At 74.9% G+C, this 13,391-nt stretch carries 14 protein-coding genes; 8 read left to right on the top strand and 6 right to left on the bottom strand.

The features are described 5' to 3' along the window. Positions 1 to 423: 423 nt before the first annotated feature. Positions 424 to 1,116, top strand: coding sequence for an ABC transporter (locus JE024_RS07485; RefSeq protein ID WP_205372851.1), 693 nt, complete (start codon positions 424 to 426; stop codon positions 1,114 to 1,116). Here the strand turns inward: JE024_RS07485 and JE024_RS07480 are convergent. Beyond that, positions 1,113 to 2,066 carry an IS481 family transposase gene (locus JE024_RS07480; protein WP_205372850.1) on the bottom strand — a complete coding sequence of 318 codons (954 nt, stop codon included), beginning with the start codon at positions 2,064 to 2,066 and terminating at the stop codon, positions 1,113 to 1,115. The genes JE024_RS07485 and JE024_RS07480 overlap by 4 nt on opposite strands. Before the next feature lie 408 nt (positions 2,067 to 2,474). Here JE024_RS07480 and JE024_RS07475 point away from each other — a divergent pair, with 408 nt between their 5' ends. After that, entirely contained in the window at positions 2,475 to 2,675 is a 201-nt protein-coding gene (locus JE024_RS07475) for a hypothetical protein (RefSeq protein ID WP_205372849.1), read from the top strand. Positions 2,676 to 3,141: 466 nt separating this feature from the next. Here JE024_RS07475 and JE024_RS07470 read toward each other — a convergent pair whose 3' ends face one another. Then, a complete protein-coding gene (locus JE024_RS07470) occupies positions 3,142 to 4,041 on the bottom strand; it encodes a polysaccharide deacetylase family protein (protein WP_372449775.1) in 900 nt (299 codons plus the stop codon). Positions 4,042 to 4,195: 154 nt separating this feature from the next. On the opposite strand from JE024_RS07470, the gene JE024_RS07465 reads away from it, so the two are divergent. The 3 genes from JE024_RS07465 (at position 4,196) to JE024_RS07455 (ending at position 7,605) form a co-directional block, all read left to right on the top strand. Beyond that, positions 4,196 to 4,747 carry a cupin domain-containing protein gene (locus JE024_RS07465; RefSeq protein WP_205372847.1) on the top strand — a complete coding sequence of 184 codons (552 nt, stop codon included), beginning with the start codon at positions 4,196 to 4,198 and terminating at the stop codon, positions 4,745 to 4,747. 132 nt (positions 4,748 to 4,879) lie between these two features. Then, the gene (locus tag JE024_RS07460; protein WP_205372846.1) at positions 4,880 to 6,235 is read left to right on the top strand and encodes a S1 family peptidase; all 1,356 of its coding nucleotides are present in this window, start codon (positions 4,880 to 4,882) and stop codon (positions 6,233 to 6,235) included. A 263-nt stretch (positions 6,236 to 6,498) separates the two neighbouring features. Then, positions 6,499 to 7,605, top strand: a complete 1,107-nt coding sequence (locus tag JE024_RS07455) for a baeRF3 domain-containing protein (protein WP_205372845.1) — start codon at positions 6,499 to 6,501, stop codon at positions 7,603 to 7,605. 49 nt (positions 7,606 to 7,654) lie between these two features. Here JE024_RS07455 and JE024_RS07450 read toward each other — a convergent pair whose 3' ends face one another. Further along, complete coding sequence (locus JE024_RS07450) at positions 7,655 to 8,179, bottom strand: MarR family winged helix-turn-helix transcriptional regulator (protein WP_205372844.1); 525 nt, start codon at positions 8,177 to 8,179, stop codon at positions 7,655 to 7,657. A 101-nt stretch (positions 8,180 to 8,280) separates the two neighbouring features. Between JE024_RS07450 and JE024_RS07445 the strand changes: the two genes are divergently transcribed. Continuing rightward, a complete protein-coding gene (locus JE024_RS07445; RefSeq protein WP_187743106.1) occupies positions 8,281 to 8,694 on the top strand; it encodes an organic hydroperoxide resistance protein in 414 nt (137 codons plus the stop codon). 86 nt (positions 8,695 to 8,780) lie between these two features. Here the strand turns inward: JE024_RS07445 and JE024_RS07440 are convergent, their stop codons facing one another. The 3 genes from JE024_RS07440 to zapE form a co-directional block, all read right to left on the bottom strand. Continuing rightward, entirely contained in the window at positions 8,781 to 10,136 is a 1,356-nt protein-coding gene (locus JE024_RS07440; protein WP_205372843.1) for an alkaline phosphatase PhoX, read from the bottom strand. A gap of 196 nt (positions 10,137 to 10,332) precedes the next feature. Continuing rightward, entirely contained in the window at positions 10,333 to 10,758 is a 426-nt protein-coding gene (locus JE024_RS07435) for an OsmC family protein (protein ID WP_205372842.1), read from the bottom strand. Between the two features lie 36 nt (positions 10,759 to 10,794). Beyond that, complete coding sequence (gene zapE, locus JE024_RS07430; protein WP_205372841.1) at positions 10,795 to 11,850, bottom strand: cell division protein ZapE; 1,056 nt, start codon at positions 11,848 to 11,850, stop codon at positions 10,795 to 10,797. Between the two features lie 52 nt (positions 11,851 to 11,902). Here zapE and JE024_RS07425 point away from each other — a divergent pair, with 52 nt between their 5' ends. Beyond that, entirely contained in the window at positions 11,903 to 12,691 is a 789-nt protein-coding gene (locus JE024_RS07425) for a pyrimidine reductase family protein (RefSeq protein ID WP_205372840.1), read from the top strand. 184 nt (positions 12,692 to 12,875) lie between these two features. Then, complete coding sequence (locus tag JE024_RS07420) at positions 12,876 to 13,346, top strand: indole-3-glycerol phosphate synthase (protein ID WP_205372839.1); 471 nt, start codon at positions 12,876 to 12,878, stop codon at positions 13,344 to 13,346. The last annotated feature ends 45 nt before the right edge of the window (positions 13,347 to 13,391 follow it).

Below are 13,391 nucleotides of genomic sequence, written 5' to 3'. Positions count from 1 at the left end.
CGGGGTGCCTCCGGCTCCCACGGCAGCGGGGCGTGCCGTGCCTCCGGACGCCGAGGAGGCATCCGGTGCGGCCGTACGCCCCGGCGCGGTGGCGGGCGGGGAGGGAGTGCCTCCGGCCAGGATCGTGGCTGTGGGCCCGCGGGGCGCGGGGGCGCCTGGTGGGCTGCCCGGGGAGCCCGTGGCCGTGGCGGGCGGGGAGGGAGTGCCTCCGGCCAGGATCGTGGCTGTGGGCCCGCCGGGCGCGAGGGTGCCTGGTGGGCTGCCCGGGGAGCCCGTGGCCGTGGCGGGCGAGGACGGTGCCACCGTGTTCACGATCGCGGCCGCGGACTCCGACGCACTGCTCCGGGCGCTGCTCACGGCCCGGCCGCCCTGGCACGTCCGCCAGGTGGAGACGGCGCCGGCCGCGCACGGGGAGGCCCGGCCATGACCGCGCTCCTCGTCTACCAGGAACTGCTGCTGCTGAGGTCGCAGCGATGGCTGCCGCCGGTGCTGCTCTACGCCGCCTTCCTCGCCGTCGGCGTCCAGGCCGGGAGCCCGGTCCTGGACGCCCTCGGCTGGGCCGCCGCGGGCCTGCTGCCCGCGACGGCCTGGCTGGTGCGCGTCTGCGCCACCCAGGAACCCGCCGCCGCCCGTCATGTCACGGCCGCGGCGGCCGGCCCCGCGCGGGCGCATCTGTCCGCGCTGCTCGCCGCCGCCGGGACGGCGGCGGTGCTCGGGTGCGCGGCGACGGCTCTGGTCGTCGCCGTGAGCGACCTGTCCGGCGCGGACCACCGGGCGGCGGTGCCCCCGGGGCAGGCGGTGGCCGCCGGTCTGGCGGCGTGCGCGGTGAGCGTGCTGACCGGCGCGGCGGCCGGGGCCCTGTGCACCCGCCCGCTGCTGCACGCGCGCGGCTGGTCGCTGGTGGCCACCGCACTGGCCGTCCTGTCGGCCCTGGTGACCACCGGCTCCCCGGCGAAGGCCGCGGTGACCGGCCTGGTCACCGGCTCGCGCACCGGCACGGCGCACCTTCCGCTGCTCCCGCTGGCGGCGGCGTCCGCGCTCGCCTGCGCGTCCGCCGCCCTCGCCTGCCACCTGGCGTCCCGGCGCGGCGCGGCCGGCGGCCCGGCGGGGGACTAGGTGTATTGCCCTGTGAGGTTGGGGACGTGGCTGGCGGGTGGGTTGCCTGCGAGTGCGGTGTGTCCGCGGTGGTGATTGTAGAAGTGCAGCCAGTCCGGGAACGCGTCGCGTCGTGCCTGCTCTGACCGGTAGGGGCGGGCGTAGGCCCACTCGTCCAGCAGGGTGCGGTTGAAGCGTTCGACTTTGCCGTTGGTCTGGGGTCGGTAGGGCCGGGTTCGCTTGTGGGTGATCCCGGCCGTCGCGAGTGCGTCGCGCCAGTCACGGGAGCGATAGCAGGAGCCGTTGTCCGTCAGGACACGTTCGACGGTGATCCCTGCACCGGCGAAGAACTTCTCGGCTCGTGTCCAGAAGGCGGTCGCGGTCTCTTTGCGCTCGTCGGGGTGGATCTCGCTGTAGGCGAGGCGGGAGTGGTCGTCGACGGCGGTGTGGAGGTAGCTGTAGCCGGCGTTCTTGCGGGTTCTGCGGCCGGCCTGGCGGCCGAGGACCTTGTGGCCGCCGCCGTCGGGGATGTTGCCGAGCTTCTTGATGTCCACGTGGACGAGTTCGCCGGGCCGTTCGCGTTCGTAGCGGCGTATGACGCGGCCGGTGGCGCGGTCCAGATGAGTCAGCCGGGCCAGCCCGAACCGGGTCAGGACCCGGTGCACGGTCGAGGGCACGAGGTCCAGCAGGTGGGCGATGCGGGCCGGTCCCCAGCGGCGAAGGAGGCGGACTTTGATGATCCGGCGTTCGGTGCGGGTCGGTGTCCGGCGCGGGCTGTGGCGGGGGCGGGACGAACGGTCGGTCATGCCGGCGTCGCCGAGCGTCCGGTAGCGCTCGGCCCACCGCTGGGCGGTGGTCGGTGAGACCTGGAAGCGTTCCGCGGCCCGGCGAAGAGGCCAGCCGTCCTCGACCACGCAGCGGGCCAGGCGAAGGCGTCCGGTCTCGGTCAGGGGTGCATTACGGTGGGGCACGAGGGCCTTTCTGGTCGGTGCAGACGTCGCAATCCACACCGAACCCGGAAGGCCCTCACCCGTTCAACCCGCCTCAGCCGAGACCTGCATCACCCGTCCACAACCTCCCTGGACAGAACAACTAGGGCGTGTTGCGAAAGCCCCTCCTGGCCCGCGATGCCTGGCACGCACTCCCCCAGCTACCGCTGGGAGGTACCCCCATGCCGCGTTGTCGGGAGTCATCCGAGTACGCCCGGTACGAGGATGATCCTCCGCCTTGCGATCGCACGGACCAGACGCCGCAGGCCCCGCCTTTCGGGCGGACGGAGCTACTTTCGCGGCACGCCCTGGCCTCCGGCCCGGGGTGCGTGAGCCCTGCTCATGGCGCCAGGCCCCGGCCCGCCCGCCCCGGGGACTAGCCTGGACGGCATGGACGAGCGTACGAAGGAGCCCGAGGCGTACTGCGAGCCCTCGGCCGCCGGCCCCGTCGCGGCCCCCGCGGAGGAGGGGCCCTTCGCGGAGTGCGTGCTGTGCCGCGAGCCGACCGAGTACCCGGCGTCCGTGAAGGGCGCCCCGCTGTGTCCCGTCTGCGCATGGCGGGAGGCCGAACGCACGGCCTGCTCGGGCTGAGAGCCCGCCCCGGCAGCGCGGCCTTGCGGGCCCGGCGCACCCATGCCCCCGGCCGGGCCGACGGGCCCGGTGCCCATGCCCCGGCCCAGGCGGCCCGGGCTCCGGTGCCGGGCGGCTTGGCCGACGGGCACCTTCGGTTCCGGCTGCCCTTCCGGCTGTGGCCGGGTGCCCCATGCCCCGGCCCGGCGGCCCCGGCCGCACGACCTGGCCGGCCCTCGGCTGGGGGCCCGGCGGTGGTACAGCCGGTGGTCCTGGCTTCGGCGTGGGCGGCCTGGCCGCCTGGCACGTTGGGTTCCGGCTGCCCTTCCGGCCGTGGCCCGGTGCCCCATGCCCCGGCACGTCGGGCTCCGGCTGCCCCTCCGCCGGGCCCGGCGGCCCGCCGCCGAACCGGCCTGACGCCCCGGCCGGTGGCGCCTGGCGACCCCGCCCCCGGCGACCCGCCCCCGGCGGGTTCCCCCGCCGGACGTCACCCGCGCATCAGTTCGGAGACCTTCACGAAGCGGTACCCCCGGTCGCGCAGTGCGGGCACGATGCGGCGGACCGCCTCCTCCGTCACGGGGGCAGCGCTGCGGGTGCAGTGCATGACCACCAGGGATCCGGGCCGCACGCCCGCGAGGACCTGTTCGGCCACGGCCCCGGCGTCCGTGGCGAAGGCGTCGCCGCTCACCACGTCCCACTGCACCGCCGTGACCCCCGCGGGCGCGACGGCGCGCAGCGCGGCGTCGTCGTGACAGCCGCCGGGGAAGCGGAAGTACGGCACGGTGTTGCGCACCCCGGCACGCTCGAACGCGCGCCGTGCGCGTTCCACGTCGGCCAGCATGCGGGTCCTGTCGACGACCGGCAGGCCGTAGCAGTCGGCGGTGAAGGCGTAGTGGCTGTACGAGTGGTTGCCGGTCTCGAACAGCGTGTCCGTGCCGATGGACTTCGCCTGCGCCGGGTACTCCTCCGCCCAGCGCCCGGTCATGAACACGGTCGACGGCACCTTCAGCGCCCGCAGGGCCTCGATCAGACCCGGGTTGTCGAAGCGTTCCCCGCGGGCCGCCCGTGGCCCCTGGTCCGCCGTCATGTCGGCGTCGAAGGTGAGCGCGACGACCTTGGGCGCGGCGGTGCCGGGCCGTGGCACGGCCCGGGAGAAGACGGGCGCCGGCCCGCCGGCGGCGGGGACGCGCCCCTGCTGCTGCGGGTTGCCCGGCCTGGGCGGGACGCGGGCGCCCCCGTCCGGGGAGGCCGCGCCCGCCGAGGGCGTGGACGGCGCGGGGGACGCGGCGCCGCGGCCGGCGGTGCCGGGTGCCCCGCAGCCCGCGAGGCCCGCCCCCAGCGCCCCGAGCGCGAGATAAAAGGCACATCTTCGTACAAGTCTGGTCACTCGCCGAAAATATCCGATCCTCATTCTGAGGGGTGGTCAGAGGCCCCCCGCGTCGCGGCCGTCCACGGGCCCGCGGCGTCCCGGAGACCCTCCCGCACCGTGGGATGATGCCTCCCGTCGAGCCCCCGGGGGCTCGTGGACAGGGAGGGACCAGATGGCTCAGCCGCCCGTCGCCGGTGTGCTCGCCGCCGTCACCGAGCTGCTCGCCGCCGTGCCGGACGACCGGGGCGGGGCCCTGTGGCGGCTGGCCCCGGTGGCCAGGCAGCTGGACGCCAACGTGATCCGGGTCCCGCCCGGCGAGCGGGTCGCCCCCCATGTCGAACCGGACCTGGACGTGCTGCTGTGCGTCCTCGGCGGCGGCGGGGAACTGACCGTGGCCGGCACGACCGACCGGCTCGAACCGGGCCGCGTGGCCTGGCTGCCGCGCGGCACCGAGCGCTCGCTGGTGGCGGGCCCCGACGGGCTGGTGCACCTCACCGCGCACCGCCGCCGGCCCGGACTGGCCATCGGCTCCGTGCCCCCGTCCGCCGCCCGGAGCGCGGGCGTCGCCACGGCCGCGGGCGGCACCGACGACGGCCGGGGAGGCGGCGAGCCCGCCTGTCTGCTCGACCGGATCTGCCCCGCGTGCGACCGGCCCGCCGACGCCTCGGACGCCCGCTTCTGCGCCCGCTGCGGCACCCGGCTGCCCGAGCGGGACGACGGCTGACGCTTCGTCCGCTCCGGTTTTCCGTACCGGAGTTGAGCACATCGCCCGCCTCATCCGTACCAAGGGTCGGACGCGTCCCCCCGGCACCGCACCTCGGTGCCGGATCCCGTATCCCCCGCAGGAGGCAGCGAGTTGACTCACAGGCGAATACCCAAGCGCAAGGCCGTACTGGCCGGAGCCGGGGCGGTGGGCATCGCGGCCGCCGCTGTGCTGCTGCCCCACGCCAACGCCTCGCAGCCGGGCGGGGACGACGCGCCGGCGGCACCCCGCACGATGAGCGCGGCGAGCGCCCAGGACCTCCTCGCCCGGCTCGGCCCGTCGCTCGGCGACGCGTACGGCGGTGCCTACTACGACGCCGGACGGCGGCAGCTCGTCGTCAACGTCGCGGGCGGCGACGACGCGGCGGCCGCCCGGGTCGCCGGGGAGGGCGCCGTCGCCCGCGGCGTCGACAACAGCATGGACGACCTCAGAAGCGCGGCCGGCACCCTCGCCGCCCGGGCCGCCGTCCCCGGGACGGCCTGGGCGGTCGATCCCCGGACCAACCGGCTCGTGGTCACGGCCGACCGCACGGTGCGCGGCGGGAGCTGGGACCGGCTGGAGGCGGCGGTCGGCGCGCTGGACGCGGGCACCGCGGACATCAAGCGGTCGGCGGGCGCGTTCACCCTCTTCCTGGAGGGCGGGGACGCGATCTTCGGCGGGGGAGCGCGCTGCTCGCTCGGCTTCAACGTGACGACGGACGCGGGCGCGCCCGGCTTCCTCACCGCCGGGCACTGCGGGGTCGCGGCGGCCGGGTGGTCCGAGGAGCCGAACGGCGCGGCGGTCGGCACGGTGCAGGCCGCGACCTTCCCCGGCGACGGCGACTTCGCCCTCGTCACCTACGACGATCCGGCCACCGCACCGCCGAGCACCGTCGACCTGGGCAACGGGCAGACCCTGGACATCCTCGGCGCCGGCGAGGCCGCCGTGGGGCTGGAGGTCTTCCGCATGGGCAGCACGACCGGCCTCCGGGACGGCCGGGTCACCGGCCTCGACGCCACCGTGAACTATCCGGAGGGAACGGTCACCGGGCTCGTCCAGACGGATGTGTGCGCCGAACCTGGGGACAGCGGCGGCGCCCTGTTCACCCGCGACGGCACGGCGATCGGCCTGACCTCGGGCGGCAGCGGCGACTGCACCTCGGGCGGCGAGACGTTCTTCCAGCCGGTGACCACGGCGCTGGCCGCGGTCGGCGCCGTCATCGGCGCACCCGGCGCGGACCAGGGTGGCGACGCGGGCGCAGGCGCGGGCCAGGGCGGCGACGCGGGCGCAGGTGCGGGCCAGGACCAGGGCGCGGGCCAGGACCAGGGGGACGGCGCCGTTCAGGGCGCCGGTCAGGACCAGAGCGAGGGCGCCGTTCAGGGCACGGGCGACGGCACCGGCCCGGGGGGCGGCGACCGGCAGGGAGGTGACGCACCAGGCGACCGAGGACGTTCAGGGAACCACGGCTGACCGCACGCCGCGCCCCCCACACGGCCGCGGTCACCGCAGGGGCACCGGGCGCACCCGAGAGGGCGCCCGGTGCCCCGCCGCCGTCTCCCGGCCCCGCGCCACGGGCCGGCCCTCGCCTCCCGCTGCCACCGGCCCCTCGCCGCCGCCACCGGTCGCGCCGCCCGCCCCGCGGCCCCGCCGCCGGCCGCGCCCGGATGCGGGAGCGGAGCGCGCGTCGGAAGGTTGAACGGACCGGACGCCGGGGGGACAGTCGAGAGGGAGACATGGACACCGACGCCCTGACCCCCGCGCTGCTGCGGCAGCTGCGGGCGCAGAAGCCCTACCCCGCCGTCTCCGTGACGATGCCCACCCACCGCCACGGCCAGGACAGCGAGCAGGACGCGGTACGGCTGCGGAACCTGATGGCCGAGGCCGAACGCCGGCTCGGCGACGACGGCGTCGACCGCGAGACCCGCGACGGGGTGCGCGCCCAGCTCGAGCGGGCGGTCGCGGAACTGGATCCGCGGCAGGCGCAGGACGGGCTCGCGATCCTCGCCGACACCCGGGAGTACCAGGTGTGGCGCCTGCCCCGCTCGGTGCCCGAGCGGGTCGTCCTCAGCGACAGCTTCCTGACCCGCAACCTGGTCTCCGCCAAGGCGCAGGCGCGGCCCTACTGGGTGCTCGTCGTCTCCGCCGACCGGACCACGCTGTGGAGCGGGGCGGGCGAGTCGCTGCACGAGCACACCGGGGACGGCTTCCCGCGCGTCAGGCCGCAGGAGCAGTTCGACCCGCAGCGCGAGGAGCGGCAGGGCGACACGGCCAGCACCTTCACGGACGAGTGGACGCGGGCGTATCTGCGCGAGGTCGACGAGGCCGTCGGCGCGGTCCTGGAGACGGACCCCCGCCCGCTGTTCCTCGTCGGGCTCGCGCCCGCCCTGAGCCTGCTGCGGGACGCGGGGACGGCGACGGCGGCCGCGGTGGGCCGCGTCGTCAAGGGCGGGCTGACCGACGGCCCGGCGGCCGCGCTGCTGAAGGAGCTGCACCCGGCGCTGGACGAGTACCGCACCCGGCACGCGGCCGCCGTCGCCGGCCGCCTCGACGCCGCCCGCGGCAAGCGCTCCTTCGCCGCGGGCCTGGACGAGGTCTGGGGCGCGGTACGGGACGAGCGGGCCGGGCTCGTGGTGGTCGAGGAGCACTTCCAGCGCACCGCCCGCGTCACCGGCGGGCACCTCCAGCCGGTCGACCCGGCGGCCGCGCCCGACCCGGAGGTGCGTGAGGACATCGTCGACGAACTCGTCGAGACCGCCCTCGACGGCGGGGCCGAGGTGGTCTTCGTGCCGGACGGCACCCTGTCGGAGCACGGCGGAGTGGCGGCCGAGCTGCGCTACTGAGCGGGCCGCCGTCCCGCCCGACCGGAGCCCGGGGCCCCGCGCCCCGGGCTTACGGCGTGTCCCGGCCGGAGCACTCCCGCCCCGTGGCCGGTTCCGGCTCCCGGCCGGTCAGATGGGCCGTGAGGGCGTCCAGCTCCGCGCGCAGGGCGCGGATCCGCTCCAGTGGAAAACCCGTGGACTCGGCGATCCTGCGGGGCACGCCCAGCGCCCGGGCGCGCAGCTCCCCGCCGGCGGCCGTGGGGCGCACCGTCACCGAGCGCTCGTCCTGCGCGCTGCGCCGCCGCTCGACGTATCCCGCCGTCTCCAGGCGCTTGAGCAGGGGTGAGAGGGTGCCGGATTCGAGGTGGAGGTGGTCGCCGATCTCCTTGACCGGCAGTTCCCCGTGCTCCCACAGCACCAGCATCGCCAGGTACTGCGGATAGGTGAGGCCGAGGTCCTTCAGGACCGTGCGGTAGACGCCGTTGAACGCCCGCGACGCGGTGTGCAGCGAGAAGCAGATCTGGCGGTCGAGGCGGAGGAACTCCTCGTCCGGTACGTCCCCGGGCCGGGGCGGGGGCAGCGTCTCGTTCTCCATGTCCTCCAGCGTAGCAAGGAGTGTGCGATTGAGTTGTGCACAACTTAATCGTGTGCTTTATTTGTGGTCATCGGTTCCCGACCCACGAGGGATGGATTTCCATGGACGCGCTCTACACCGCTGTCGCCACCGCCAACGGCCGCGAGGGCCGCGCCGTCAGCTCCGACGGCCACATCGACCTGCCGCTCGCCTTCCCCGCGGCGCTCGGCGGCGACGGGCGGGGCACCAACCCCGAGCAGCTCTTCGCCGCCGGGTACGCCGCCTGTTTCGCCAGCGCGATGGGCGCGATCGGCCGGCAGGAGAAGATCGACGTCAAGGACGCCTCGGTGACCGCCGAGGTCTCCATCGGCAAGGACGACGACGGCGGCTTCGCGCTCTCCGTGATCATGCGCGTCGAGCTGCCCGACCACCTCCAGGGCGAGCCGGGCCGCGCGCTGCTGGAGAAGACCCACGCGTACTGCCCGTACTCCAAGGCGACCCGCGGCAACCTGCCGGTGGAGCTCGTCGTCGAGTGACCGCCGACGGGGGCCGCCGTGCGGCGGCCCCCGCGGACGCGGAGGCGCCGGGCCGGCCCGTCCGGGGCCGGCCCGGCGCCGGCCTGTCAGTGCCAGGGGCCGGTGACCGCGAAGGTCGTGCCGGGGTTGTAGACGTTCACGTACATCGTGGCGTCGTCCGGCGAGAAGGTGACGCCCGCGAACTCGCCCCAGGTGGGCGAGGTGGGCGTCCCGGTGTTCTGCCGGTTGCGGGCCATCGCGTACACCTCGCCGCGCTTCGTCACGCCGTAGACGTGCTGGGCGCCGTCGCCGTCCTCCGCCACCATCAGGCCCCCGCTGGGCGCCAGGCAGATGTTGTCGGGGGACTCGCCGGGCAGCTGGACGTCCGTGCCCGGCCCGAAGACGATCACCAGCGTCAGCCGCCTGCGGTGCGGCTCGTACCTCCACACCTGGCCGAAGTGGTCGCCCGCGGAGCCCTCGGCGCTGCGGGCGTAGCTGGAGACGAAGTAGACCGAGCGCCCGCCCCAGTAGCAGCCCTCCAGCTTCTGCGCGTGGGTGACGCCCTTGCGGCCGAAGTCCTGGTGGCGGATGGGTGTCGTGGTGGCCTGGCTGTCGGGCACCGGCACCCACTCGATCCGGTCGAACCGCGCGCCGGTCTCCTGGATCCGCGACAGGTCGGGCACGCCCGGCACCCGCATGGCCTGGAGGTGGCCGCCCGCGCGCAGCGAGCCCGTGCCGCCCAGCGGCTTGTCCGGGAGGAACCGGTAGAACAGGCCGAAGGGCTGCTCGAAGGCGTCCTCGGTCTCGTAGACGATGCCGGTCGACGGGTCGACGGCGATGGCCTCGTGCTGGAAGCGGCCCATCGCGGTCAGCGGCACCGCGCCGGTGAGGTGGGGATCGCTCCCGTCGACCTCGAAGATGAATCCGTGGTCCTTGGTGTAGCCGTTCGTCCCGGCCCGGTCCTCGGTCTCCTCGCAGGTCAGCCAGGTGCCCCACGGGGTGGGCCCGCCCGCGCAGTTGACCGCGGTGCCGGCGATGGCGACCCGCTCCGACAGGACGTTGTTGCGGCCGTCGAGTTCGAGCGCGGTACAGCCGCCCTTCGCCATCGGGTCGTAGGTGAGGCCCTCGACGACGGGGACGCCGATTCTGCCGTTGTAGCGGTTCTCGTGGTTGCGGACGAGGACGGTGCCGCGGCCGCCCCGGAACGCGGCCATGCCGTCGAAGTTGCTGGGCACCGGGCCCTCGCCGGAGCGCAGCGGCTGGCCCTGGCGGGAGAGGACCGTGTAGCGGAAACCTTCCGGCAGATCGAGCAGACCCGCCGGGTCGGGCACGAGGGGGCCGTAGCCCCCGTGGCCGCGGGCGGCGGCGGTGCCGGTGAAGAGTTCGGTGAAGGCGCCGCTGAAGGCGATCGATGCGCCCACCGCGCCGGCTCCGGCCAGTGCTTGACGTCGTGTTGCGGTCATGAGGCAACTCCCTGCTGGCGGACAGGAGATGTGACCCGCATGTGTGTATCACGCAACGTGCCGGTTCGTAACCAGGCGTGCCACAGTGGCCGCTGGGGTCTCCGGGGCCGGCCCCGGAGGGAGTACGTCCGGCTGGACGGATCCGGTCGGCCGGGCATCGCTGCCGGGACCGGCCGGATCCGGCCACGCGGGAAGGTCAGACGAGCGACGCGGTCAGCGTGATCGTCGTACCGGTCAGCGCCTGGCTCACCGGGCAGTTCGCCTTGGCGTCCTCGGCGGCCTTGGCGAAGGCGTCCGCGTCGATGCCGGGGACCTCGCCCTGCACGGTCAGGTGGATGCCGGTGATGCCCTCACCCGGCTGGAAGGTGACGTCCGCCTTGGTCTCCAGGCGCGACGGCGGGGTGCCGGCGCCCGCGAGGGCGTGCGAGAGCGCCATCGAGTAGCAGCTGGAGTGGGCGGCCGCGATGAGCTCCTCGGGGCTGGTCTTCCCGTTCGCCGCCTCGGCGCGGGAGGGCCAGGAGACCGGGTACTCGCCGATGCCGGACGAGTCGAGAGTGACCACACCCTTGCCCTCGAGCAGGTTGCCTTCCCAAACGGTGTGCGCCTGGCGCGTGGTAGCCATGATCTTCCCTTCGGTATGGGTGTGACGGCACCCAACCTACTGCGCGATCAAGGCCTTTGCGTCGCGTGCCAGGGCCGTGAGCCGGGAGATCGCCCGGAAATACTTCTTGCGGTAGCCGCCGTTCAGCATCTCGTCACTGAACAGCCGGTCGAACGGGAGGCCCGAGGCGAGCACCGGGACCTCCCGGTCGTACAGCCGGTCCGCGAGGACCACGAGCCGCAGCGCGGTCGACTGGTCGGGCACCGGGCGGACGTCGGTGAGGCACACCGCGCGTATCCCGTCGGTGAGCGCGCCGTAGCGGCTCGGGTGCACCTTGGCCAGATGGTCCAGCAGCATCGGGAAGTCGTCGAGGGAGGCCCCCTCGGTGGCGTACGCGGCCCGGGTGACCTCGTCGTCCGCGTACGGGTCCGGGGCGGCGGGCAGACCGCGGTGACGGTAGTCCTCGCCGTCGATCCGCAGTGGCCGGAAGTGCGCGGACAGACCCTGGATCTCGCGCAGGAAGTCGGCCGCGGCGAAACGTCCCTCCCCGAGCTTGCCCGGCAGGGTGTTGGAGGTGGCGGCCAGGGCCACGCCCTCCTCCACGAGGCGGCCGAGGAGCGAGGAGACGAGGACGGTGTCGCCCGGGTCGTCCAGCTCGAACTCGTCGATGCACAGCAGCCGGTGCCCGCTGAGCGTCCGCACGGTCTGCTGGAAGCCGAGCGCCCCGACCAGGTTGGTCAGCTCGACGAACGTGCCGAACGCCTTGAGCGACGGATCGGCCGGGGTGGCGTGCCACAGCGAGGCGAGCAGATGGGTCTTGCCGACGCCGTAGCCGCCGTCGAGGTAGACCCCGCGCGGGCCGGAGGGGGCGGTCGGCTTCCGCGCGAACCAGCGTCGCCTGCCGCCGCCGCTCGCGTGGGCGCCGCCGAGACCGCCGGCGAACCCGGCGAGGACCTTCACGGCCTCCATCTGGCTGGGCTGCCCCGGGTCGGGCACGTACGTGTCGAAGCGCACCGAGTCGAACCGCGGCGGCGGCACCATCTCGGCGACCAGACGGTCGGCGGGGACGTGCGGCTCGCGCGCGCAGAGCGAGAGGGGGGCGGCTTCGGTCATCGGGCTGGTCGGCACAGTATTCAACTGTAAGGGCCGTGTAAGACTGCTCGGTATGCGACGCCTGTTCCCTGTGACCGACCAGACATCCGCCGCCGGTGACCGCGAGGACCGGGAGTGGTCCCTGGACGAGCTGGCCGAGGCGTACGCGTACCCCGGCGGCGAGGCGGTGTGGCTGCGCGCCAACATGGTCTCCTCGCTCGACGGCGCGGCCCAGCACGACGGCCGCTCGCAGGCCATCTCGTCCGACGCCGACATGCGGATCTTCGGCACCCTGCGGGGCCTCGCCGACGCGGTCGTGGTGGGCGCGCAGACGGTGCGGACCGAGGGCTACCGCCCCGCGCGCGCCCGGGAGGCCTTCGCCGCCCGCCGTGCCGCGGCCGGGCAGGGGCCCGCGCCGGCGATCGCGGTCGTCAGCGCCTCCCTGGACCTGGACTTCTCGCTGCCGCTGTTCACCGGGCCGCTGGTGCCGACGCTGGTGCTGACGGGAGCCGCGGCCCCGCCGGAGCGGGTCGCGGCGGCTCAGCGGGCCGGGGCCGAGGTGGTGGTGGCCGGCGACGGCCCCGGCGTGGACCCGCGGCAGGCCGTGCGGGAGCTCGCCGGACGCGGTCTGGTGCGGCTGCTCACCGAGGGCGGCCCCAGGCTGCTGGGCCAGTTCGCGGCGGCCGGCGTGCTCGACGAGCTCTGTCTGACCGTCTCGCCGGCGATGACCGCGGGGGAGGCCCAGCGGATCGCCTGGGGGCCGGCCCTCGCGGACCCGTCGCGCTTCGCGCTGGCGTCGGTGCTGGAGGACGCGGGCTTCCTGTTCACCCGCTACCGCCGGGCCCCCGGGCCGTCCGCCTGAGCGGCCGGGCCGCTTCCTCCCCCGCACGGGGCCGCACTCGGGCACCTGTGCGGTCACACCTGTGCCACGGCAGGTGACAATCGGCGGAATTAACAGTTCCGCTTAGCTTCCGAGGGGCACACTTGTGTCGCAGAACCCCGTGCGGTCACGGGGAAGGATGGTTTCCGCAGAAGGGCTCCTGAACGTGTTCACAAGCGTACTGATGATCGAGAAGCCCCTTACCGGCGAAGACGTGGAGTTCCTCACCACCCTGCACGGCGACGAGGACGTGTCGTTCGTGGTCCTGATGCAGCCCCGGGGAGACCAGGCGGACGTCCTGCTGCGCGCCATCGACGACCTCGCCCTGGGCGAGCTGAAGGAGGCCGTGCGCGAGGGGGACGAACCGGAGGGCGACGAGGCGAAGGCCCCCGCCGAGCGCGGACTCGCCGTCTCGCTGGCCGCCCTGCACGCCGCGGGCTGCGAGGCCACCGGCCAGGTCGTCGAGGACCACCCGCTCGCCCGGCTGAAGGACATGGTCGCCGAGGCGGACGCCGACGAGGTCATCGTGCTGACCGAGCCGCACTACGTGGAGGAGTTCTTCCACCGCGACTGGGCCTCCCGCGCCCGACACAAGGTCGGCGTCCCGGTGCTCAAGCTCTTCGCCCACAGCGAGTGAGCCCCGGCGGGCGCGCCGGCGGACGGCCGCGGCGCGCCCGGCCGG

This window comes from Streptomyces zhihengii (assembly GCF_016919245.1).
Taxonomy (GTDB): domain Bacteria; phylum Actinomycetota; class Actinomycetes; order Streptomycetales; family Streptomycetaceae; genus Streptomyces; species Streptomyces zhihengii.
The sequence above is the reverse complement of the archived record's forward strand: the minus strand, read 5'-3'. Positions and strand labels throughout refer to the sequence as shown.

What these genes read in the sequence shown, in the direction of transcription:
- JE024_RS07485 (WP_205372851.1), top strand. Translation starts at nt 424, where the DNA reads ATGACCGCGCTCCTCGTCTACCAGGAACTGCTGCTGCTGAGGTCGCAG.
- JE024_RS07475 (WP_205372849.1), top strand. Translation starts at nt 2,475, where the DNA reads ATGGACGAGCGTACGAAGGAGCCCGAGGCGTACTGCGAGCCCTCGGCC.
- JE024_RS07465 (WP_205372847.1), top strand. Translation starts at nt 4,196, where the DNA reads ATGGCTCAGCCGCCCGTCGCCGGTGTGCTCGCCGCCGTCACCGAGCTG.
- JE024_RS07455 (WP_205372845.1), top strand. Translation starts at nt 6,499, where the DNA reads ATGGACACCGACGCCCTGACCCCCGCGCTGCTGCGGCAGCTGCGGGCG.
- JE024_RS07450 (WP_205372844.1), bottom strand. Translation starts at nt 8,179, where the DNA reads ATGGAGAACGAGACGCTGCCCCCGCCCCGGCCCGGGGACGTACCGGAC.
- JE024_RS07445 (WP_187743106.1), top strand. Translation starts at nt 8,281, where the DNA reads ATGGACGCGCTCTACACCGCTGTCGCCACCGCCAACGGCCGCGAGGGC.
- JE024_RS07440 (WP_205372843.1), bottom strand. Translation starts at nt 10,136, where the DNA reads ATGACCGCAACACGACGTCAAGCACTGGCCGGAGCCGGCGCGGTGGGC.
- JE024_RS07435 (WP_205372842.1), bottom strand. Translation starts at nt 10,758, where the DNA reads ATGGCTACCACGCGCCAGGCGCACACCGTTTGGGAAGGCAACCTGCTC.
- zapE (WP_205372841.1), bottom strand. Translation starts at nt 11,850, where the DNA reads ATGACCGAAGCCGCCCCCCTCTCGCTCTGCGCGCGCGAGCCGCACGTC.
- JE024_RS07425 (WP_205372840.1), top strand. Translation starts at nt 11,903, where the DNA reads ATGCGACGCCTGTTCCCTGTGACCGACCAGACATCCGCCGCCGGTGAC.